A 22,040-nucleotide genomic window follows, 5' to 3' on the forward strand; every position below is an offset into this window, starting at 1 on the left:
CGCCGGGAATCGTCCTGGCGTTGCTGGCCTTTCGGGGAAGTGCTTTTGCCCCCATTGCTTCATTCACATTCACTCCTAACGCCCTTTGTTGTCCATGTACAAGATTCTGACGCTGAACAATATTTCTTCGCTTGGTTTGCAACGTCTTCCCCGTGAAGACTACGAGATCGGATCCGAGATCAGCCAACCCGACGGCATCCTGTTGCGATCGTTCAAGATGCACGACATGGTGATTCCCGATTCGGTCAAAGCGATCGGGCGGGCCGGTGCGGGCGTCAACAACATTCCGGTGGATCAGATGTCCAGTCGGGGCGTTCCCGTGTTCAACGCGCCGGGCGCAAACGCGAACGCGGTCAAAGAATTGGTGCTGGCCGGTTTGCTGATGGCATCGCGAAACATCAATTCCGCGATGAAGTTCGCATCGGGGATCGAAGGTGACGACGCAGCGATCTCCGTTGCAGTCGAAGCGGGCAAGAAGAATTTCGTCGGATCGGAACTTCCGTCGAAAACATTGGGCGTGATCGGACTGGGCGCGATCGGAGTTCGTGTTGCCAACGCAGCATTGTCGCTGGGCATGAAAGTTGTCGGTTATGACCCTCTGATTTCGGTGCAAAGCGCGTGGCAACTTTCCAGCGGTGTCGAAAAAGCAATCAGCCTGGACCATTTGTTCACCCAGTGCGATGCCGTCACCGTCCACGTGCCGCTGATCGACGCGACGCGAGGCATCGTTAGTGCCGAGCGACTGAAACTGATGCCCAAGGGAGGCATTATCGTGAACCTTGCACGCGGTGGCATCTGTGACGACACCGCGGTTCTAGCCTCACTCAACAAGGGACACACCAGCACCTACGTGATTGACTTTCCGACGGCCGAACTGATGAAGCACCCAAAGGTGCTAGCGTTTCCGCACTTGGGTGCGTCGACGAACGAAGCCGAAGAAAACTGTGCTGTCATGGTGGCAGACAGCGTTCGCGACTTTCTGGATGACGGCACCGTCGTCAACGCGGTGAACTTCCCCGAAGCCTTCATGCCTCGAAACGGTGGCACACGGATCACCATTGCGAATGCGAATGTGCCTAACATGGTCGGCCAGATTTCGACATTGCTAGCCAACGCGGGATTAAATATCGCAGACCTTCTGAACAAGTCGCGGGGCGACATCGCCTACACCATCATTGACTTGGACGGCGACATTTCGGAGGAAACCGTCGCGGCAATTCGAGGCATCAATGGCGTTCTTTCGATGCGAACGCTGCCGTCGAAGGCTTAGACAATTTCCCCGCGAGTAGATCGAACTGGTACGATAGTACCCCGCTAGGAACGCCAAGTCGCCGCCGAAGCGACTTGCCGTCAAACGCACGGCGCTGGGCGCCCCCCCTTTGCGGGCCCAGCAAGTGCGGCCCGTCACGCCACCATCCAGGTCAACGGTCGAACCGCCAAGGGGGCGATGCGCGCAGTATCTCCATCTACAGCGGGGATACGCTTCATTATGAACAGCGTTGCGGGTAGGCTTTATGGATCAACCGCGACAACGTGCCGCGAGAAACGTTGCGACTCTCCCAGGAGACTTCGTTGTTGATGTCGAATTTCTTTGTGGGACGGAGAAACGGGACATGCCAAACCAAACCCAGACGAATTGGGTGGATGCGGTATTTAAATTCATCAAGCGTGATCGAACGGACTTCTCGAAGGCTTCGGTGAAGACGCTTCCGATTGAACGACGCTCAGTGTTTTTGAGTGCGGAAGAAATCAAGTGTTATCAACATCTAGTCGACGCCGTGAATGGTCGAGCGATCATTTGCCCAAAGACACGCGTCAGCGATGTTGTACAAATCACAAACGCATCCGCGAATATTGCGGACGCGGTTCGATTGAACCTCAAGCGAATCAGTTTTTTGGTTGTTGAACTACGAACGGGGCGGTCAGTTTGTGCAGTCCAAGTTGGAATGCTCTCGGGACGGCGCCAATGCGCGCAAGCTGATTTTCTGAGGTCCGCTTTAGAAACGGTCGGCGTCCCCACGATGCGAATCGAACTCTCCGACCTGCCTTCGATCGAAGCGATTCGGGCAAAACTTTTGCCGCTGCTCGATGCTCCTGATACCACCGTACAAGCATCCGAACATTTGCTCGATTCCGCTCATAATTCGCCGTCACCGCCGAAGTCAAAGGCCGTGAAACAAACACACCGTCCAGCGTGAAACTGCAACGAGCCGATCGCGAGACTAACTTCTCTGGACCGGTTTCCACCTTTCCTTTACTTTCCGAACTTGGCTGGCAATAGAAATTGCCAACAAAGTTGGTAAGCGGAAAGGATTCCCGATGCAGTTCTTGATGAAGTACCGCGACCTGGTGTTGCCCCTGGGCATCATCGGTTGCTTGGTCGTCATCCTCGTTCCGCTGCCACCGGCGCTGATGGACTTGTTGCTGGCTGCCAACATCACGATTGGTGTGATCGTCTTGGTGACGACGATTTACATCTCCACTCCGTTGGAGTTCAGCGTTTTTCCTTCCCTGCTGCTCGCCACAACATTGGCGCGGTTGGTGTTGAACGTTGCGACGACGCGATTGATTTTGACGGGTGCCGATGGCAAAGGGCTGGGCGCGGCCGGGGGAGTGATCGAGAGCTTTGGCGAATTCGTCGCTGGAGACCGAATTGAGGTCGGCGTGATCATTTTCGTGATCATCGTCTTGATTCAATTCATCGTGATCACCAAAGGTGCTACCCGGATCAGTGAAGTCGCCGCCCGATTTGCATTGGATGGGATGCCGGGTCGCCAAATGGCGATCGACGCCGATTTGAATGCTGGTTTGATCGACGAAAAACAAGCCCAATCACGTCGCGAAGAAGTTGCCGGCCAAGCCGACTTTTATGGGGCGATGGACGGTGCCAGTAAGTTTGTTCGCGGTGATGCGGTCGCCGGCATCGTGATCACGTTCGTCAACGTGATCGGCGGTCTGTACATCGGCGTCATGCACGCGGGCATGACCGTGACCGAAGCCGCAGCCCTATTCACGAAGTTAACGATTGGCGACGGACTGGTCAGCCAAGTGCCTGCTCTCTTGATCTCTTTGGCCGCTGGCTTGCTGGTCACACGGAGCGCAAAGAAGGCGAGCTTGCCAACTCAGTTCCTGCAACAATTGTTCGGCAATCCCAAAGCTCTGTTCGTTGCTGGCGGATTCCTGATGCTGTTGATCATCACCAACTTGCCTGCGATCCCAATGGCCACTCTTGGCATCGGATGCATCGGCTTGGCAGTGGTGATGAATCGTCAAACGGCCAAGCAGGGCGTCGACGACGCGAGCGCCGCCGAAGCGAAACGCGTTGCCGCAGCAGCGCCGCCCGAAAAACGCGTCGAAGATTTCTTGTCGATCGATCCCATGGAGATTTCCATTGGCTTGGGATTGCTCAGCCTCGCCGATCCGGCGCGCGGTGGCGACCTGATGCAGCGAATCACGGGCGTCCGCAATGCGATCGCCGCCGACATCGGCGTTATCCTGCCCAAGGTACGCGTTCGCGACGAAATGACGCTGGGCCAGTTCGAATACGAAATTCGAATCCAAGGCAATCCGATCGGACAGGCTTTATTGCTTCCCGATCGTTTGCTGGCGATCGACAGCGGCCACACGACGGGTGTCATCGACGGCGAACCCACTCGCGATCCAACCTTCGGCGAACCGGCCGTCTGGATCGATCCGATGCGCCGCGAACAAGCAGCAATCTATGGATACACAACGGTCGAACCGGGCGCGGTGCTGGCGACGCACTTGCAAGAACTGGCCCGTCGACACGCCGACGAACTCTTGTCGCGAGATGCGACGAAACACTTGATCGATGAATTGCGCGAAGCATCCCCGACCGTGGTGGACGAACTGGTCCCGGGCCTGATGAAAATCAGTGACGTTCAACAGGTTCTGCATCTGCTGCTTCGCGAAGACGTTCCCATTCGTCAGCTTGGCATCATCATGGAAACGCTTGGCGACTTTGCCGGCCGGACGAAAGATCCCGTTTGGCTTTGCGAATACGTTCGCCATCGTTTGGCAAGAACCATCAGCTCTCGGTATCGCGACGAGCAGAGCCGACTGCACGTCCTGGCGCTTGATCCGGCGATGGAAGATCGCATTGCCGCCGGAATCGAACACAACGAACGCGGATTGTTTATCCGAATGAGTCCTGCGGCCATCGATACGACTTGCGACAAGATTCGCGAAGGCGTTAAGAAGCTAGTCACGGCGGGTCGGCCACCGATCGTTCTGGTCAGTCCTCGAATTCGACCGGGGCTCCGACAAATTGCTGCGTCGGCATTGCCGCGACTGCGAGTCCTTTCGTACAACGAAATCACACAAGACACAAAAATCGAATCTCACGGCGTGATCAGCGACCAATAACGCTCGATCGCCAGAGTCCTTTTCCATGGCGGATCGACTGATGCCGCCACGGTTTACTTTCCATTTCCATTTTTCCGACGTTCCCCCCATGCATATTCGCACCTTTCGAGCGGCAAGTTTGCAAGACGCTTTGGAACAGATCCGTCACCAGATGGGTCCGGATGCCTCCGTGCTGCACACGCGGCAGGTCCGCGACGGATGGATGGGCTGGCTCGGGCGAACCTATGTCGAAGTTACCGCGGGCTTGAAAGACAACGAAAAATCCGTGGCCACCACCAAAACGAAACTTGCCGCCCCGGCAATGGACGTTGCTTCGATTCGCATGACACAGCATGTGCCAACCCACAACTCGCCAGTCCGCCACGCGCCGGCCAATCTGGATCAGGGCAGGGAAGGGTACTTTGGTGAACAACCAAGCAGCACCTCGTCGTTGCCGATCCCACTGCAAGCCTTTCGCGAAGAACTGCTTAGCGCAGGTGTCGCACAGCGAACCGCCGATCGATGGTTGACTGCGACGGCCAGCTTTGCCGCCGGTTTGGGTGACGCGCCGGGCGGGAACTTTGTCTCCGGCACACCCTGGCTCGAACACTTGCAGCGAACGATCGGACGAGAACTGCGGATCGGAAACCCGATTTTGACTCAACCTGGCGATCGACGCATCGTTGCCCTGGTTGGCCCGACCGGAGTCGGTAAAACGACGACCGTTGCAAAGCTAGCCGCAGGCTTTCGAATCGAAGCCCGCCGCCGCGTCGGATTGCTGACCATCGATACGTTCCGAATCGCAGCGGTCCAACAATTAAAGGCCTACGCCGAAATCATGGATCTGCCGATGGAGGTCGTCGAGACAGCGAACCAGATGCGTCCAGCCCTCGATCGACTCGGCGACGTGGACCTGATTCTGATTGACACAGCCGGTCGCAGCCCGCGAAGCGATGCACGCATCGATCAACTGGTTGAAATGCTACACAGCGCTCAGCCCGACGAGACTCACTTAGTCTTGAGCAGCAATAGTTCGGCAAGCGTCATCAAGACAACCCTGGACGGCTTTGCGCCCGTTCAACCCACATCGGCAATCCTGACAAAGCTTGACGAGACACCGCACACCGCCGGTGTGCTGTCCGCGATCGCCGCGAACGATGGCTTCGCAGGGATTCCACTTAGCTATGTCACCAACGGACAACAGGTGCCCGACGACATTGCGACGGCCGAACGTGAATATTTATTGTCACGGCTGTTGCCAGCCCGCATGACGCTCGATCGCATCGAAGCTGCGTGAAAGAATTAAAAAAGAAAGACTGATGATCCGCCCCGGAACATCCGATACTGAAACTGAGGCGTTTCGCGAAAAACAAAATTGACTTGAGCAATTCTTTTTTTGCCGGGACGAACCAACCCAGAACACTTAACACGACGACTTTGACGAAACGAACAGTAACGTGTCACGAAGTTTTGCCGCATCACTTGGTGCTCTCGCCATGGCCCTGGTGGTCCTGCGGGGTGCAGTCAACGGCGAACTAGCGGGACACGTCACAAGCGAAGCCATTGTGGCAATGATCGCGTTTGCAGCGTTCGGATACGTCGCGGGTTGGATCACCGACTATTTGGTCCGTGATTCGATCGAGAGAAGTTTTCGGGCTCGAGTGGAATGGTACCGCAGCGGAATGACCGACGCGGCAACAAAGAGTACAGAATCGCGTGGCGAATGAGATGACAAGGCTGTCTTCTCGATCGGCGAGTGAGGATGAAGTTGAGACGAAGATCCATGCTGGCATGAACGCCGACGGATTCTCGTTGCGAAGGATGTGAGATTGTTCAGCGGATTCACTTTCGGTGAACAATCAGTTGGATTAACGGTGGGTTTCGGCGAAGACACTTCTCTTGGCCGAAGCCAGTGCAGCACGACGCTGCGATACATAAACTTTCACGGAGGATTGGATGGCAGCGACAGCCACAGCCGACGACGAGATCCTACAAGTCTGGCAAGAGTTCAAGAAGCTGGAAAAGGATGCTCTCGATTATGAGGACCTCCGAAATCGGTTGGTTGAGCGTTACATGCCCTTGGTCCGCTACAACGGCGAGCGAATTTGGCAACGTCTCCCCGACGGTGTCGAGCTTGACGACCTGATCAGCGCTGGCATCTTCGGCTTGATGGACGCAATCGATGCGTACGACATGGATCGTGGCGTCAAGTTCGAAACCTACTGTGTGCCGCGAATTCGCGGTGCGATGTTGGACGAACTTCGCACGATGGACTGGGTTCCTCGCTTGGTTCGCAGCAAAGCCAGCAAGTTGGCTGCTGCGAAAAAGGCGCTCGAGACCAAACACGGCCGCGCTCCGACCGTCGCCGAATTGTCCGAGCACATGGAACTTCCGATCGCCGAGATCGAGAAAATGCAATCGGATGCCAACGCCGTTGGTGTCGTATCGCTGAATAAAAAGTGGTACGAAACCGACAGCTACAAAGACGTCCGCGAGATCGACGTACTCGAAGATAAGAAGGGTGAAGACCCGACGATTCGCGTACAGAAGAATGACCTGATGCGATTGGTCACCAAGGGTCTGAACCGAAACGAACGCCTGATCATCATTCTTTACTACTACGAAGAATTGACAATGAAGGAAATCGGCGCGACATTGGATCTGTCGGAATCGCGAGTCAGCCAAATGCACACGTCGATCGTGAACCGCTTGCAGCAGCAACTGGGCTATCGACGCTTGGAATTCGGCGCCTAACCAGGCATCAACTCACTTGAAAATCGAAAGCGGCGACTCCAAACGGAGCCGCCGTTTTTCGTTGTTACCAAGAGCTTTCGTCTAAGACGCAACCGGCTTCCGATAGTTGATCAAGTCATAACCTTGTGCCTGGATGACCGAGTGCCAAACGAGTCCCGGCCAAGATTGGTTTTCGTACTTGTCGGTCTGTTTGGTGACGACCCAAACATCACCACCGGGCTTTAGCTTGGCCGATGCGGTCCGAATGAAATGGGCGGCGATCGCGAAATCACCATAGTAGGGTGGATTCAGCAGCGCAATGTCGCAAGGTGGAACATCAGGCAACACACCGTCATGGTTTAGGATTGGCGTCATGTTGCGTATCTCGTTGGCGTCCATCGCACGCGTGACGCACTCGATCGCGCGAGCGTTGCAGTCGACGGCATACGCATGGCCGGTCACGGACCGGACGGCTGCGGCCATCGCGACGGCGCCGTTGCCACAACCCAATTCCAACACGTTCGCGCCCGACGGTATCGCGACTTCACGGATCATCACCCTCGCCGCCGTGTCGATTGATCGGTGCGAAAACACCGATGGACGTGAGAAGGTTTTCATGACACGACCATCGACAAGAAACTCGATCTCCGCATCAAACGAACGCACTTTTTTCAGCTCACCCTGCTTCTTCCCAACGTACGCCCAGCCGTCTTGATCGCTGTGGCAGTGGACCTTGGAAAACATCGATTGCATCTGGGTGAGCAACCACTTGTCGCGCGGCGCATTGACCGCGGCAATCAAGTGCCCGCCGACGCGAAGCCGCTGGTAAGCCTGTTGCAACAGGTCACGATTCATTTCCGCTTCGCCGTTTTTCAGCACTGGCAGGACGGCCAAATCGACGGCAATCTCGGGCAGATCGGAAGAACAAACCACGTCGATCTTGATGTCGCCTTGGGCAACGATCGCTGTCGATTGAGCGGCTCGAAATGAATCGACGTACCACTGGATCACGGTGGCGTCGGGCGACATCGCTTTGACCATCGCTCCCGCTTGACCACGTCCCGGCGACATAACAACACAGGTCTCGATCGCCCCCGTAACGACACTGTTAACGACACTGGGCAATCGATCCATCGCCAACCTCTCGGACGGCAAAGGTGCCATCGCGGCGGGGAAGGGCGGATTGGGGTAGTTCTCGGCAGGCTCGGTCATGTGGCGATTGTAGATAATACTGCCGTAAAGCCAAAGAAGGCGTTGGAAATAAGACTCTTAAGCGAAGCCCCGGTCGGACACGGTCGCGACTCTTCTGGCAAAGACCTAAACTTATGTCGATTGTTTCGGATCTTGGCCGAAAGTGAAAACTCGCATCTTTTTTAACTGCACTATGTTTGACTCAGCACCTCAGCCCGATGACGAATCGGAACAACTGGATGATTCAAATGACCAAACGGTTGTCGAATCAGGCTCGACGGGTCGGCACAAGTCAGCAGGCAAGGGGAACCCGATGATCAGCAAGAGCCAGCGTATTCGTGACTACCTCGAAGCGAATCCGGGCGCCCGAAATATCGATGTGGTCGCCGCCTTGTCCGGATACGGAGTCAAAGTCGGTGACGTCGCCAGCGTCAAAGTGAAGCAACGCAAGCAAGCGGGAAAACCCGTCGCCAAGCGACGTGGCCGCCCCAAAGGATCGACAAAGTCGAAGACGAAAGCAACGAAAGTTGTTGGCGACGACAACACTGCGTCGCTGGATTCCTCTACAACATCAATCCGTTCGGCGCGACGTTCGCGTGCCACATCGCCCACAAACGATTCCGATGCGGTTGTGGGAATCGAACTCTTGGAAGCAGCCGTCGAGTTCGTTCGCTTGGCTGGCGGCATCGACAAGGCTCAAGAGGCGATGGCACTGATCCGTCGCATCCGAGCGCTTTAAGACAGCGTTCTAACGGATTGCCATTTTCAAACTCGTCGCAAGAGTAACTTGTCGTGCGAATTGCTCACGTCATCACACGTATGATCATCGGTGGTGCGCAAGAGAATACGCTACTGAATTGCTTGGACTTGATCCGCGATCACGCGGACGACGTGCTCTTGATCACGGGGCCGGCGGTGGGCCCCGAAGGAGACCTGTTAAGCGAGGGTAGGGCAGGGGAGTTGCCGATTCGCATGTTGGACAGTTTGCGTCGTTCGATCCATCCGGCGCGTGACTGGAAAGCAAGTCGAGACATTCGAGCAGCGATTCGCGATTTCCGCCCCGATGTCGTTCACACCCACAGCGCCAAAGGCGGACTCCTTGGACGCGCCGTCGCTTGGGGCGAGCATGTTCCAGCGGTCATTCACTCGGTTCATGGTGCCCCCTTTCATCCCTATCAATCATTTGCTGCGCGAGAGTTTTTTAAACGATGCGAACGCTGGGCCGCCCGTCGTTGCCATCGCATGGTCAGCGTTGCCGATGCGATGACCGACCTGATGGTCGACGCGGGCGTTGCACCACGAGAAAAGTTTCAAACCATCTACAGCGGCATGGACGTGGAACCGTTCGTCAACGCGAATGACCATCGAACGGAGATACGAAATCGTTTTGGCTTCACCGATGACCATGTCGTGATCGGGAAGATTGCCAGACTCTTTCACCTGAAAGGGCACAAAGATTTGGTGGAGGCATCGGCAGACGTTGTTCGCCAGAATCCGAACGTTCGATTCTTGCTGGTCGGCGATGGGATCCTACGCTCCGAACTTCAGCAGCAGATCGCATCCATGGGCCTGGGCGATCACTTTGTGTTTGCCGGACTGGTGCCGCCAGCAGAAGTGCCGTCGCTGATTGGTGCAATGGATGTGCTTGCCCACACGTCCTATCGAGAGGGGCTTGCCCGCGCGCTTCCCCAAGCTTTGATCGCTGGCAAACCGATCATTAGCTACGACGTCGACGGGGCCCGTGAGGTTGCGATCAACGGCGAGACGGGATTCTTGGTCGATCCCCAGGACATTTCCGGATTAGCCCAGGCGATGGTTTCCTTGGCCGCGGACGAAGCGATGCGACGTCGGATGGGCGGGGAAGGGCAGTCGCGTTTTACCGACCAATTCCGCCACCAGACCATGACACGCGAAATTCGCCGTCTTTACCAGCAGGTATTGGCCCAAACGTAATCCAGGGGCGTCGGCGGGCGAACTACCCGGGTGGTGAAAGCTTGCGTTATCATGTCGAATTACCTGACCGACAATATTGATTGCATCGCCCTTCATCTTCCGTTCCCAGCCATCTGATCCATGTCGAAATCACGCGACTTCCTTGGCCCGTACCGACTTGCCCGTTTGATCCGTCAAGGCAGTACAGCGGATATCTGGGAAGCGATTGACGAAAACACGCAAGACCGCTTTGCGTTGAAAATGCTGCGTGAGAACAAGGCCGACAAGGCAGAGATCGCGCTGCTGAAGCACGAGTACAACGTCGCCAAGGATTTGGCCAGTCCGCGGATCATCAAGGTCATCGACTATCGCGAAGACAATGGACGCGTCTACCTGGTGCTCGAATTGTTCAGCGAACTGAACATGAAGCAGGCGCTCCGTCGCGGACCTGAATCACTCGCCTTCATGCTTGACAAGATCGTCGAACAAGCAGCCGAGGGTTTGTATTACATGCACACCAAGAATTGGATTCACCTCGATATCAAGCCGGATAATTTTCTGGTCAGCCGCGAAGGGGTTGTGAAGCTGATTGACTTTACGATTTCTGAAAAAAAGAAAACGGGCTTGAGCAAGCTGCTCTACAGTTCGAAGGTCGCTCGGGGTACACGCAGTTACATGGCCCCCGAACAAATTCGTCGTAAGGTGTGCGATGAGCGAACGGATATCTACGCGTTCGGCTGCGTCCTCTATGAATTGGTAACCGGCAAACCGCCGTATACGGGCGATACGCCCAACGACTTGCTAAACAAACACTTGACCGCATCGGTCCCCAGCCCCATCGTTCACAACGACAACGTCAGCCGCGAGTTTGCAGACTTGGTCAAAAGCATGATGGCCAAGAAACCAGACAGTCGCCCGCCGTCGATGTGGGAGTTTCTGAAGGTATTGCGCGGTATTGAAATCTTCAACAAACGGCCTCGCAAACCGAAGATCAGTGTCTTTGACAGCATGCCGGGCATCCGAGGTGCCGAGGACATGTTGATGAAGGACCAGGGACTACTGGATGATGACGACGACGGCAGCGGTCAACAAGCAACGGGAGGACGATAATGAGTGGCGGCCCTGGACTAGAATTTGAATCGAACATTGCGATTCTGGAAGAACGTATCGCAACGCTTGAACGTCAGACCGATCGGACCGACGAAGTCGAAACGGAAATGCGATCGCTGCGGCTCGAGTTGGTCAAACAACTTCGCGAAACGTACAGCACGTTGAACGCGTGGCAGACCGTTCAAGTGTCTCGCCATAAGAACCGTCCCTACACGCGAGACTACTTGAACTTGGCATTCGATGAGTTTGTCGAACTGCACGGCGACAAACACTTTGGCGACGATCGCGCGATGCTTTCGGGTTTCGCCAAACTGGACCGCTTCAAGGTGATGGTGCTCGGACACCAAAAGGGGCGAACGTACAAAGAGCGCGCCGCGTGCCACTTCGGTTGTGCGCACCCCGAAGGCTATCGCAAGGCGATGGTCAAAATGCGATTGGCCGAAAAGTACCGACTGCCGCTAATTTGTTTTATCGATACACCCGGCGCTTACCCTGGAATCGGTGCGGAAGAGCGCGGCCAGGCCCAAGTCATCGCCGAGAGCATGTTCATGATGAGCCGGCTGAAGACGCCGGTCATCTGTGTCGTCATCGGCGAAGGCGGATCAGGCGGTGCACTGGGGATCGGCGTCGGCGACAAAGTGGCGGTTTTGGAGCATGCCTACTACAGCGTGATCAGCCCCGAAGGCTGCGCCGGAATCCTCTGGAAGAGTCATGAACATGCACCCAAAGCCGCCGCCGCACTGCGCTTCACCAGCCGCGATTTGAAGAAGCTTGGAGTCGTCGATGACGTGCTCGAAGAACCGCTCGGCGGCGCGCATCGCGATCACCACCAAATGGCATCGCGGCTGAAGACTTATCTGTCGCGAACGCTCACCGAATTGGAAACGAAAACGGGCCAGGAACTGGTTGATAGCCGCTACGAAAAGTTCCGTCGCATCGGCGTCTTCATGGAACTGCCGGCATAGACCAGCAGGTGGGAAGAGCGGCAATTACCGAGCAATCGCGACCGCCCCGCAACGTCCGATAATGCCTCTTATGTTGTATTCGAGGTATCGAAATCCCCATGTATGACGCGTTTCTGCTCTTTCCCGTGCCGGGACGTACCATTCCCGTGAACCGTACCCGTGAACCGTACCCTGCATCGGATCGCTGTGTCCCAACGGTACGTGCGATAGCCATGCCCTAGATCGTTTGCTTCGTTCGTCAGCGGGCAGAATTTCGTGCAGAAACTCTCGCCGACAACCGTCAAAATTTCGACTCGGATTTCGACTCCGAACATGGCTTCGAAACAACGCTTCAAAACATCATCGCGACCGATCGCCAAGCACGCTAACGCGTCATCTTTGAAAGGTCGATTCGACAGCTTGGCGAGCCTGCTGGGCGGCCCAATTTCGGGCGTCCTCCGACGTGACGGCCGACGGTTGCCACGGGATCGAGCTAGAGTTCGATTGGGGCCCCGATTGGGTACTTGGTGAAACTGGCCCGGACGCCAACCAGGACGCGGCGGATTCGATCGCACCACCACCGGGACTGGTCCCACCCGCGTCTGTCGATCCGGCTGCGAACTGACTTTCGAAACGCTCGATGTACGGACCGATGATGTCGTGGATTTCGGGCGGGGTCACAGATTGGCTGCGGTCAAGAACTTTTGCGATGTAAATCCCACTTTTGCTGCTGACGACCGCTTCGCGAACCCGCTCACCAGAAAGCGTGACCGCAAACATCGTGACCAGGATGCAGCACAGGCCGCCTTTGAACAGCCCGAAAACCGCGCCGATGTGGTTGTCGAACTCGCGAAGTTTCATCCGATCGATTGATCCGCTGACCATTCGAAACGCGACCCAAATTAGCAGCGACGTTCCAACGTAAAGGATCAGCATCGCCAGAAAACGATTCCACGGCGCCTCGACACTGATCGATTGCGCGAACGGTTCACGCAACTTCAATGCGACGATGTAGCTGCCCAAGATCGATGCGATCGAAGCCAGTTGCCATGCGAATCCTTTGACAGCGCCGTAAAGCGTCGCGCTGATAAGCACGACCAACATCACGATGTCATAAATCTCCATCAAACACATCCATGCGACGGGGAGAAAATGCGAACGAAACGACAGGGTGAAAACAAGGGAAGGGCGTTGATAGCAAAAACCTTCGGGCTCACCGTGACCGGATCATAGCGATCGGCGTCGAATGCTCGAAGATCAATCTGGGTTGCGCTGGCGTTGGCCACCCTAAATTGAGTATTTACGAAGGGCTGGAAATTTTTCGTCCACTACCCTGCCCTGGCCAACCGAGTGGCAGATTTTAAATCGCACATAACCGGAAGCACGCTCGTCGGAGTCGGATACGGCTACTGGGGTGTTGTCTCGCAATCCATGTCCATCGAAAGCGGACTATTGGCCGGTGGACTCTGCGCGGTCAGCGGCATGCTTCCTGACCTGGATAGCGATTCCGGAGTGCCGCTTCGCGAAACCAGCATGTTCGTGGCAGCGGTCGCGCCGATGCTGATGATTGATCGATTTCGTGATTTGGGAATCTCGCACGAGTCGATGGCGCTGGCGGCGATGCTGATCTACATTGCCATTCGTTTCGTTGCCGTCGAGTTCTTTAAACGCTACACGGTGCATCGCGGGATGTGGCACAGTATCCCGGCAGCAATGGTCGCTGGCATGTTGGCTTACTTGGTGATGCCCTGCCCTAGTGAATCCATTCGCGTATACAAGTCAATCGCCGTCGTCCTTGGCTTCGTCACCCACTTGGTCATGGATGAGATTTGGGCGATCGATGTTCGTCGTGGGTTTCGATTGAAGAAATCGTTTGGCACGGCTTTAAAGTTCATCGGCCCTAACATGGTCGCGAACACGGCGGTCTATGCTCAGCTGGGACTGTTGATCTACTTGGCGATTGGCGACCACGGAATCGTTGAACGAATTCGTTCGCGTACTTTGCTGGAACGTCACTACATCGCACAGCCCGATCCGGCGATGAACCAGGGTTTAAGCTGGCCCCCGTGGCGCTGACGCACCAACTTGAGCACTGGGGTGTCGATCAATGACGATCGTTACCGGCCCATCATTGACCAGTGAGACTTTCATATCTGCGGCGAAGACACCTCGCTCGACAGGAACGCCAAGGATGGCGAGTTCTTCGGCAAATTGCTGATACAAGCGTTTCGCGATATCCGGATCGGCCGCATCGGTGAAAGCCGGGCGTCGTCCCTTTTGGCAATCGGCCAACAGTGTGAACTGGCTAACAACCAATGCCGATCCGCCGATGTCTTTGATCGATAGGTTCATCTTGCCATCGCCGTCGGAAAAAATTCGTAGTGACGCGGTTTTCTCAGCAAGCCAACGCACTTCCGATTGCGTATCGCCCTGCCCTATCCCGACAAGCACCAACAATCCACCCTGGACCTCGCCGACCACGGTGCCATCGACATGGACGCTTGCCTGGGTGACTCTTTGGATCACAACTCGCATTTATCGATCGTCTTGGTTGAAGGTTGGACTGGACGATGGTTTTCAACACGCGGCGCCCGCATGTGATTCGCTCCCCGATGCCTCCATTGACCCTGGCAGCCCCGATGGCGAGCGACAACGCCAGCAGTACTTTGCTAAAATAGACTCGCCGGCAACGAATCACTGACGCGGACCTTGAATATGCCCTTTTTGTTTACTTGCCCCGAGTGTCAAACGAAAACACAAGTCGATGATCGCTACAGCGGTTTGGCGGGTCAATGCGTGACATGCGGCGCCAAGATCCAGATGCCAAGTTTTTCGACGCCCTCCCCTGCCCCGTCGGCGCCCCCGTCCAATAGCAAAACGAAATCCGTCGGTTGGATCGCAGCCATCGTTGTCGCGTTCCTTTTGATTGGAAGCCTGCTGTTCGCCATGATTCGCTTCGGCGGTCAAACGATGTCGACACTGGCGAGCAACCGCGAGCAAACGGCATCGATTCGAAATCTGGAACGGATCGCGTCGGCGATCAACGCTTACGCAGCCGACCAGGGTACCTATCCGCCCGCGATCCTTCGCGATTCCAAACAGGCCGCCCTGCACTCTTGGCGAGTTCTCTTGCTGCCCTACCTGGGCGAAGACGATCTTTACAACCGGTTCGATTTAAATCTTGCTTGGGATCATCCCATCAACATCGAGGCGGCCGGCTACGGTGCTCCCTCGGTCTATCAACACCCCTCTGGAAACGCGAACGGCCTCTACGGCCAATCAAGTTATTACTTGATCACAGGCCCGGGTACGCTTTTCCCAAGTCGCGGTTCGCTCGGCCCGGCGGACGTAACGGATGACCTGTCGCAAACGATTTTGGTAACCGAAGCGGTCGTCACGTCTCAGATGTGGACCGAACCGATCGACTTGGATGTCACGCGGATGCAGGGAAACATTTCGACCAATCTGGGCAACGAACCCGGCGGACTATCGACCGGCGGCGTCACCGTTGTCACCACAGACGGTCGCGGTCACTTCATCGCCGACACGATCGACCCGGCCGTGTTCCGCGCCTTGGTTTCACCCCAAGGCGGCGAGCGACTGGCGGATGATGTTCTGGATTGATGTGCTGATCATAGAAACCACTCAAGCCGCCTTTCAATGTGAACGCTAAACATCAAGTTGTCACATTGCTTGAAGGCGTCGTCAATCTACACTGAGTAGTTCTCTGCCCTGCCCCCTTGTCTGGTTCCTCAGTCGACTATTTTAGTAACCAAAATTTGGGTAGCTCCCTCTTCAACCGCTAGCAAGCGAGTCGTTCTACGATCTTGGTGCGACGCTGTCGCTAGAACGACGCGGCTAGCCCCAACGAAAGCGTTGCGAACTGGGTCGTGGCCGTGTCTTCGCCGCTTTGGTAGGTATGTTGCCAGTAGTATCGAGCGTGCTGGATTCCGGCGTACGCGCTGGCAAAGCGAGTCAGATGCAGTCGCGTGCTCGCACCGATTTCGAACATCGGCGAGAACTCATGAAAGGTGGAAGGACCATCCTGCAATGAAATCGAGTTCAATTCACTCGGGATGACGAGGCGTGCTACACCCTCGGGATTCCGAGCGAGCGTTGCGCGGTTGTACAGGGCTGCGGCTTTGAAGAACGCACCAAACTCGATGCGATTCGCAAACAAAGATGCTTGCCGAATCCCAATTTCGGGACCAAACAGCAGATTCTCGATATCCGCGTCGCGCGACGCTGAACCCGACAAATTAAGAACTCTACGGTCGACGCGCGCTCCATCAGTCTCCGACCAACCCGAACTTGTGACGCGTACGGTTTCGATATTTTGGACGCTTGCTATGCCTGCCCAGTAGTCCAGAGCACCAAGTTCGCTTTGCTCGCGGTAGAAGCGATGCAGCGATAGATGCAGAAGACTGGCGTTGTATTTCCAGTGATCGCTATCCGATTGAATCACTTCACTCGGGGCGGATCCGAAAGGAGCGTAAGAGAGGTAAAAACGCGTACTTGTTGCTGTTACCTCTTGCCTAGATTTGATGAGAGCCACTGAACCGCCCCAGCCCCACGAAGTCGGACTGTCGAGTCGATCCACTCGATTCATTGAGACTTTAAGACCGCCAGCCTCCAGTATTCGTCCCTTCCATCCGCTGTAGGTTTCACCGAACGTATCGCTAGATTGGTCAGCTAGGTCACCGCTGCGATCGCAAAGCAAGAACTCCACCCCGATCACAAAACGACCGCTGTTTGGCCGATCGCGATCCGTGAACTCATCGTCGGTATTCCTGCTTCCGAGGATCGACCGATCGGACTCCAAAATCAACGGAATGTCGATCGCGAAAGGGTCAACGAAGTATTCATGGTCGTTGTCGGTTGCCGAAAACCAATCTTCGACGTGCTCGCCGAGTTCCCTATTCTCGAGTTCCTCGCTCGCAAGTTCCCCGTTCTCGAGTTCCCTATTCTCCAGTTCCCCGCTCTCGACCATCGCGAGAGCCGGATCACCCATTTCGCCATAGGGTCGCGCTGCGCGCACGGATCCCACGCTCACGAAAATCCCGGCGAGGGATAGTAGGAACACTCGGTACACGGCTAACGCAAGACTCATCACTCTGACATACCGCGACTGGGGGCTGAGCCGCAAGACGAGCGCCAAGCTGGAGTGAACCGAATCCTACTTTCCGCCGAAAGGCGGGTGCATTCGGTCTAAATTGCGGCGTTTTTGGCGTTTGAATGGCCAAAATGTCGAATCGACCAGGATACCAAGTGTTCTTACGCCAAAACTGGACTGCACCCTCGTTCTTAAAGTCGTTTCGATGGAACGGGGGCGAGCCGCAGGTATCATTGGGGGGTGCGTGACACCGCCCGTTTTGAATTCAGCCGGCCGTCCAGCATTGGATTTTCCATTTCGGAATCCTCGCCTCTACTCGCATTTCTCAATTGACACCACTTCGCGATGAACAACTCTTCCGATGCGACAGAGCAGTCCATACTGCGTAAATCACTAGCTGGGCTTCGATCGGAGTGCGCTTGGGTCTGTCGAGCGGACGGAGAGGTTTGGCAGTGGGTCGATACCGAGGCGGAAATCGTGTTCGGCATCGACGCCAATACGCTCATTTCTGATCCGGAATCACGAGTTTCGCTGATTCATCCGGACGATCGTGACGCTGTGTTGAATAGGGTTCGTGGAATGACCCCGAATGAATCGGTAGAGATTGAATACAGGATTCAGGGCGAATTCGGCGAGCGTCAGATTCTTGATCGCTGCACGTTGACGAAGACCAGCGAATCGGAAAACCGGCTTTGCGGTGTCAGCCGGGACGTTTCGAAAACTAGTTTGATCAAAGAGTCGCTGGATAGTTCGGATGCCGCGTTGACTTCATTGGTTGAAAGCTTGCCGTTGTGCGTGCTTCGGAAAGACATGCGAGGTCGCATCACGTATGCGAACTCGCTGGCCTGCGATGTTATGAAATTGGCGCAAAGTGCTGTGCTGGGAAAGACAGACTTCGACCTATTCCCTGCTCCGCTCGCCAAAAAGTACTACGCCGACGACCAGAGAGTGATCACGGAAGGCCAACTTCACCACTACGTCGAACGGCATCACAACGCGGACGGCAAGGAAACGCATGTCGAAGTTTGGAAGACGCCGCTGCGTGAAAAGAGCGGAGAAACGATCGGGATCCAGATCATGTTCTGGGATGTGACGCAATCGGAAACGAATGGTCACACGAATGACTTTGAACACGTCCTGTTCTCGATCCTGTTGGATACCGTTCCCGACGGAATCTACTTCAAGGACACCGAGTGTCGCTTTATCCGGACGTCCCGCAGTTTCGCGGAACGACTGGGCGTCGACGATCCTCGCAATTGCATTGGAAAGAGCGACCTGGACTTCTTCGAGCGCCAGTTCGCCAAGGATTCCATTGCCGAGGATTTGAAAATTTTGGCCTCTGGCGAAATGAGCCTAGCGAAGATCGAACTGCAAGCGTTCGCTAATCGCGAATCGCTTTGGTGCAGCACGACGAAAGTACCTCTGCGCGATCGTACCGGCGAGATCATTGGCATGTTCGGAATCTCGCGAGATGTCTCGTCGCAAATGCGAGCCGAGCAGGAGCTTGAACGCGAGCGGGATCTGCTTCAGACGATCATGAACAATGTGCCAAGTCAGATCTTTGTGAAGGATCGAAGTGGCCGGTTCATTACCGCGAACACCGCGGTCGTGAACATGTTGTCCGCGGATTCGTTTGACGAGATTCGCGGCAAGACCGACTATGACTTTTTTCCGGCCGAAATGGCGTGCAATTTCGTCACGGATGATCAAATCGTGATGCGTAGCGGATCACCATTGGTGGACAACGAAGAATCGTTCGTCGACGAGACTGGCAACCAACGCTGGATCCTGACCACCAAGGTACCGCTGCGAGATGTCAATGAGGAGGTGATCGGGATTGTCGGCATCGGCCATGACATCACCGAGCGAAAGAACTTCTTGAGGGACATCGTCCAAGCGAAAGAACTGGCCGACAAAGCCAACCAAGCAAAGAGCGATTTCTTGGCAAACATGAGTCACGAAATTCGGACGCCGATGAACGCGATCATCGGAATGACGGACTTGGTGCTGGACACGCAACTGGACGACAGTCAGCGAAACTTTTTGGCGATGGTCCAAGAATCCGGCGAGTCGCTGCTATCAATCATCAACGACATTTTGGATTTCTCCAAAATCGAAGCAGGCAAGTTCGAGCTTGAAACGAGAACGTTTGAGCTTCGTGAAAACCTCGGCGATACGATGAAGACGATCGGCATGAAAGCGCATGCTAAGAACCTGGAAGTCGCATTCCGGGTCGGTCGCGACGTCCCCTATTACGTGATCGGCGATGCCGGCCGGCTTCGTCAGATCTTGATCAACCTTGTCGGCAACGCCATCAAGTTCACCGAGAACGGCGAGGTCGTCGTCTCGGTCGATGTGGTCGAACAGTCCGAAGATGAAATCGTGCTGAAGTTCGCGGTTAGCGATACCGGCATCGGAATCCCACCGGAACGTTGCAAAGCGGTATTCGAAGAATTCGAGCAAGCCGATACATCGACGACGCGGAAGTTCGGCGGCACCGGTCTTGGCTTGGCCATCTCGTTGCGATTAGTCCAGTTGATGGGCGGCGACATTGAATTAGATAGCGAAGTGGGCGAAGGAAGCACGTTCACGTTCACGGCACGACTTACGCATGCCGATCGTGATTCCCAGGCACACGCGGCGCATGGTGCAACGATCATCGGCGGAACGCGCGTGCTGGTCGTGGATGACAACGCAACGAATCGAGAAATTTTGCAGGACATGCTCGGCAACTGGGGCATGGATCCGCGACAAGCGGATTCAGCGGAAGCGGGCTTGGAGTCGTTGCGTCACTTGCATGAAATGGGCCAGCCCATTCAATTGATCGTCAGCGACGTCCACATGCCACAGGTAAGCGGATACGAATTCGTGGAGCAGATTCGCAATGATGAAACTTCCATTTCGAAAACACCCGTCATCATCCTGACCAGCGGCACCCTTGATGGTGAAGACGGATTGCGAAGGAAGTTGAACATCGACGAGCGGTTGATGAAACCGATCAAGCAATCCGAACTGTTCGATTCGATCACCCGCTGCCTGGGCGTCAACACGGTCGAAGATGCCCATTCGGCCGATCAGTTCGATCACGAAGAGGACTCGTTGGGGCATCTGGATATTCTGTTGGCCGAAGACAACCTGATCAATCAGAAACTGGCCGTTGGCGTGTTGTCCGGTGGCGGGCACAAGGTCACGATCGCCAACAACGGAAGAGAAGCTGTCGAGAAACTCAACGAGCACCCATACGACATCGTGTTGATGGACGTACAAATGCCCGAGATGGATGGATTGATCGCGACGCAGAAGATTCGAGAAGCCGAACTCGGTACCGGACGACACGTCCCGATCATTGCGATGACGGCAAACGCCATGAAAGGCGATCGCGAACGATGCCTGGAAGCTGGCATGGATGAATATGTCCCCAAGCCGATCCGAATCGCTGCTCTGAAAGAAAAACTGCAATTGGTCATGGGAGTCGCTCGTGCCGAGGAGCATGAGAATGATTCCGTCGCCCCACTGGACATGGGCGACGAAAGTCAGCTCGGTGGCCTCGAGGACTCGTCGTATTTGACAACGCGACGAGACCGCGAATTGTCCGAGCAATCGATGGGCGTTAAGGATGGAACCAACGAAACCGATGCTGGTGAACGAAGGGACAATTCCGCGAAAAAACGCAAATCACCTTCAAAAGACCCACGAGCCGACTTGGCTGCTCAGGCCAACGTCGAAGTCAAAATTGAAAATCCGTTGATTGAGCCAATGGACGACAACGCATCGTCAATCTTCGACGACGAGGCCGAGCCGCACCCGGACGGTTCCGTCCTGGCTCGAGAGGAAATCCCAGTTCCCAAAGCTGCAGTTCCGAAAGCTGCGGTGGCAAAAGCCACATCGTCGAAAGCCCGACCTGACGTCGATGCTCGGGATAGACCCGACACCGTGGCCGACGAAACCGCCAACGTCCATCCGAAGGATGACGACTTTAAGATGGATGAGATTGAAAACGGTGATGCTGCTGACGCGAAAACCGAAGCCTACAACCTCGACTACGCTTTGGAACTGGTGCGCGGGGACGAAAGCCTGCTTGACGAACTCTTAGCGATTTATGTCGACGAAACCCGAGTTCGGCTAAACGAAATCGACACCGCTATCGACGAAGGTGACCTCGAAGCGGTGCGTCGGGCTGCCCATACCGTATGTGGTGCGTCGCGCAGCGTGGGGGCGGATCGGGTGGCAGAGGCAGGTCAAGCTCTGCAGGAGATCGGGAAAGACATTGGCAAAGCCGAGTTGACCCAGATGGTCAAACCGCTTAGTGACGAGGTTGCCAAAGTCGTCGACTTCATCAAACGTCGAACGGCAGGTTCGTAGAGCCTGGCTGAACAAAATAAGCCAAGTAGGGTGCGTGCTTGCCACGCACCACCCACGGGGACTTTGCTTCTCGTGCCTACTTGTGTGCGGGAGGTGTTTCGATGGTGCGTGACGAGCACGCACCCTACCTGACTACGAACCCTGCCGACGGAGGATTATCCGCATGGCCAGCGCAAGCGAGCATGGGAGTTGTACCAGGCGATCGGAACGACCGATGAATCGGCGATATCGAAAGGACTTCCTGGACCGGATTCGCGGTAAGGATCGAGCGGAGAACTGCACGCCGACTT

At 55.6% G+C, this 22,040-nt stretch carries 17 protein-coding genes; 13 read left to right on the top strand and 4 right to left on the bottom strand.

Annotated elements, in window-relative coordinates; genetic code table 11:
• Positions 1-94: 94 nt before the first annotated feature.
• The 6 genes from Poly51_RS10730 (at position 95) to Poly51_RS10755 (ending at position 7,119) form a co-directional block, all read left to right on the top strand.
• Positions 95-1,270, top strand: coding sequence for a phosphoglycerate dehydrogenase (locus Poly51_RS10730; protein ID WP_146457062.1), 1,176 nt, complete (start codon positions 95-97; stop codon positions 1,268-1,270).
• Between the two features lie 343 nt (positions 1,271-1,613).
• Positions 1,614-2,198, top strand: a complete 585-nt coding sequence (locus tag Poly51_RS10735) for a DUF2726 domain-containing protein (RefSeq protein ID WP_186775466.1) — start codon at positions 1,614-1,616, stop codon at positions 2,196-2,198.
• A gap of 133 nt (positions 2,199-2,331) precedes the next feature.
• On the top strand, positions 2,332-4,386 hold the full coding sequence (gene flhA / locus Poly51_RS10740) for a flagellar biosynthesis protein FlhA (protein WP_146457379.1): 2,055 nt from the start codon (positions 2,332-2,334) through the stop codon (positions 4,384-4,386).
• A gap of 88 nt (positions 4,387-4,474) precedes the next feature.
• Positions 4,475-5,662, top strand: coding sequence for a flagellar biosynthesis protein FlhF (gene flhF / locus Poly51_RS10745; protein WP_146457066.1), 1,188 nt, complete (start codon positions 4,475-4,477; stop codon positions 5,660-5,662).
• Between the two features lie 160 nt (positions 5,663-5,822).
• Positions 5,823-6,092: a hypothetical protein gene (locus Poly51_RS10750; protein WP_246114402.1), complete on the top strand. Its 270-nt coding sequence runs from the start codon at positions 5,823-5,825 to the stop codon at positions 6,090-6,092.
• A gap of 229 nt (positions 6,093-6,321) precedes the next feature.
• Positions 6,322-7,119 carry a FliA/WhiG family RNA polymerase sigma factor gene (locus Poly51_RS10755; RefSeq protein WP_146457068.1) on the top strand — a complete coding sequence of 266 codons (798 nt, stop codon included), beginning with the start codon at positions 6,322-6,324 and terminating at the stop codon, positions 7,117-7,119.
• Positions 7,120-7,200: 81 nt separating this feature from the next.
• Here the strand turns inward: Poly51_RS10755 and Poly51_RS10760 are convergent, their stop codons facing one another.
• Positions 7,201-8,310: a methyltransferase gene (locus tag Poly51_RS10760; RefSeq protein ID WP_146457070.1), complete on the bottom strand. Its 1,110-nt coding sequence runs from the start codon at positions 8,308-8,310 to the stop codon at positions 7,201-7,203.
• A 172-nt stretch (positions 8,311-8,482) separates the two neighbouring features.
• Between Poly51_RS10760 and Poly51_RS10765 the strand changes: the two genes are divergently transcribed.
• From Poly51_RS10765 to Poly51_RS10780, 4 genes are all read left to right on the top strand, one after another.
• Positions 8,483-9,028 (top strand): hypothetical protein, encoded by a 546-nt coding sequence (locus tag Poly51_RS10765; RefSeq protein ID WP_146457072.1) that lies wholly within the window; start codon positions 8,483-8,485, stop codon positions 9,026-9,028.
• A gap of 53 nt (positions 9,029-9,081) precedes the next feature.
• A complete protein-coding gene (locus tag Poly51_RS10770) occupies positions 9,082-10,242 on the top strand; it encodes a glycosyltransferase family 4 protein (protein WP_146457075.1) in 1,161 nt (386 codons plus the stop codon).
• A 120-nt stretch (positions 10,243-10,362) separates the two neighbouring features.
• Positions 10,363-11,331 (top strand): serine/threonine protein kinase, encoded by a 969-nt coding sequence (locus Poly51_RS10775; protein ID WP_146457077.1) that lies wholly within the window; start codon positions 10,363-10,365, stop codon positions 11,329-11,331.
• Positions 11,331-12,296 (top strand): acetyl-CoA carboxylase carboxyltransferase subunit alpha, encoded by a 966-nt coding sequence (locus Poly51_RS10780; protein WP_146457080.1) that lies wholly within the window; start codon positions 11,331-11,333, stop codon positions 12,294-12,296. Before Poly51_RS10775 ends, Poly51_RS10780 begins: the two co-directional genes overlap by 1 nt.
• Positions 12,297-12,668: 372 nt before the next feature.
• On the opposite strand, the gene Poly51_RS10785 is transcribed toward Poly51_RS10780, so the two are convergent.
• A complete protein-coding gene (locus tag Poly51_RS10785; RefSeq protein WP_146457082.1) occupies positions 12,669-13,400 on the bottom strand; it encodes a CvpA family protein in 732 nt (243 codons plus the stop codon).
• A 225-nt stretch (positions 13,401-13,625) separates the two neighbouring features.
• Here Poly51_RS10785 and Poly51_RS10790 point away from each other — a divergent pair, with 225 nt between their 5' ends.
• A complete protein-coding gene (locus Poly51_RS10790; protein WP_146457084.1) occupies positions 13,626-14,351 on the top strand; it encodes a metal-dependent hydrolase in 726 nt (241 codons plus the stop codon).
• Here Poly51_RS10790 and dtd read toward each other — a convergent pair.
• Positions 14,328-14,810, bottom strand: coding sequence for a D-aminoacyl-tRNA deacylase (gene dtd, locus Poly51_RS10795; RefSeq protein ID WP_146457086.1), 483 nt, complete (start codon positions 14,808-14,810; stop codon positions 14,328-14,330). The two genes, Poly51_RS10790 and dtd, sit on opposite strands and share 24 nt — an antisense overlap.
• 180 nt (positions 14,811-14,990) lie before the next feature.
• Here dtd and Poly51_RS10800 point away from each other — a divergent pair, with 180 nt between their 5' ends.
• Entirely contained in the window at positions 14,991-15,899 is a 909-nt protein-coding gene (locus Poly51_RS10800) for a DUF1559 family PulG-like putative transporter (RefSeq protein WP_146457088.1), read from the top strand.
• Positions 15,900-16,119: 220 nt separating this feature from the next.
• Here Poly51_RS10800 and Poly51_RS10805 read toward each other — a convergent pair whose 3' ends face one another.
• Positions 16,120-17,328 (bottom strand): hypothetical protein, encoded by a 1,209-nt coding sequence (locus tag Poly51_RS10805; RefSeq protein WP_186775467.1) that lies wholly within the window; start codon positions 17,326-17,328, stop codon positions 16,120-16,122.
• Between the two features lie 405 nt (positions 17,329-17,733).
• On the opposite strand from Poly51_RS10805, the gene Poly51_RS10810 reads away from it, so the two are divergent.
• Positions 17,734-21,750 carry a PAS domain-containing protein gene (locus Poly51_RS10810; RefSeq protein ID WP_146457093.1) on the top strand — a complete coding sequence of 1,339 codons (4,017 nt, stop codon included), beginning with the start codon at positions 17,734-17,736 and terminating at the stop codon, positions 21,748-21,750.
• The last annotated feature ends 290 nt before the right edge of the window (positions 21,751-22,040 follow it).

It is taken from the genome of Rubripirellula tenax (genome assembly GCF_007860125.1).
GTDB lineage: Bacteria > Planctomycetota > Planctomycetia > Pirellulales > Pirellulaceae > Rubripirellula > Rubripirellula tenax.

Excerpts from the sequence above, each read along its gene's own strand:
- Poly51_RS10735 (WP_186775466.1), top strand. The coding sequence starts at position 1,614 with ATGCCAAACCAAACCCAGACGAATTGGGTGGATGCGGTATTTAAATTC.
- Poly51_RS10785 (WP_146457082.1), bottom strand. The coding sequence starts at position 13,400 with ATGGAGATTTATGACATCGTGATGTTGGTCGTGCTTATCAGCGCGACG.
- Poly51_RS10800 (WP_146457088.1), top strand. The coding sequence starts at position 14,991 with ATGCCCTTTTTGTTTACTTGCCCCGAGTGTCAAACGAAAACACAAGTC.
- Poly51_RS10765 (WP_146457072.1), top strand. The coding sequence starts at position 8,483 with ATGTTTGACTCAGCACCTCAGCCCGATGACGAATCGGAACAACTGGAT.
- Poly51_RS10775 (WP_146457077.1), top strand. The coding sequence starts at position 10,363 with ATGTCGAAATCACGCGACTTCCTTGGCCCGTACCGACTTGCCCGTTTG.
- flhA (WP_146457379.1), top strand. The coding sequence starts at position 2,332 with ATGAAGTACCGCGACCTGGTGTTGCCCCTGGGCATCATCGGTTGCTTG.
- Poly51_RS10730 (WP_146457062.1), top strand. The coding sequence starts at position 95 with ATGTACAAGATTCTGACGCTGAACAATATTTCTTCGCTTGGTTTGCAA.
- Poly51_RS10755 (WP_146457068.1), top strand. The coding sequence starts at position 6,322 with ATGGCAGCGACAGCCACAGCCGACGACGAGATCCTACAAGTCTGGCAA.
- flhF (WP_146457066.1), top strand. The coding sequence starts at position 4,475 with ATGCATATTCGCACCTTTCGAGCGGCAAGTTTGCAAGACGCTTTGGAA.
- dtd (WP_146457086.1), bottom strand. The coding sequence starts at position 14,810 with ATGCGAGTTGTGATCCAAAGAGTCACCCAGGCAAGCGTCCATGTCGAT.
- Poly51_RS10780 (WP_146457080.1), top strand. The coding sequence starts at position 11,331 with ATGAGTGGCGGCCCTGGACTAGAATTTGAATCGAACATTGCGATTCTG.
- Poly51_RS10760 (WP_146457070.1), bottom strand. The coding sequence starts at position 8,310 with ATGACCGAGCCTGCCGAGAACTACCCCAATCCGCCCTTCCCCGCCGCG.
- Poly51_RS10810 (WP_146457093.1), top strand. The coding sequence starts at position 17,734 with ATGAACAACTCTTCCGATGCGACAGAGCAGTCCATACTGCGTAAATCA.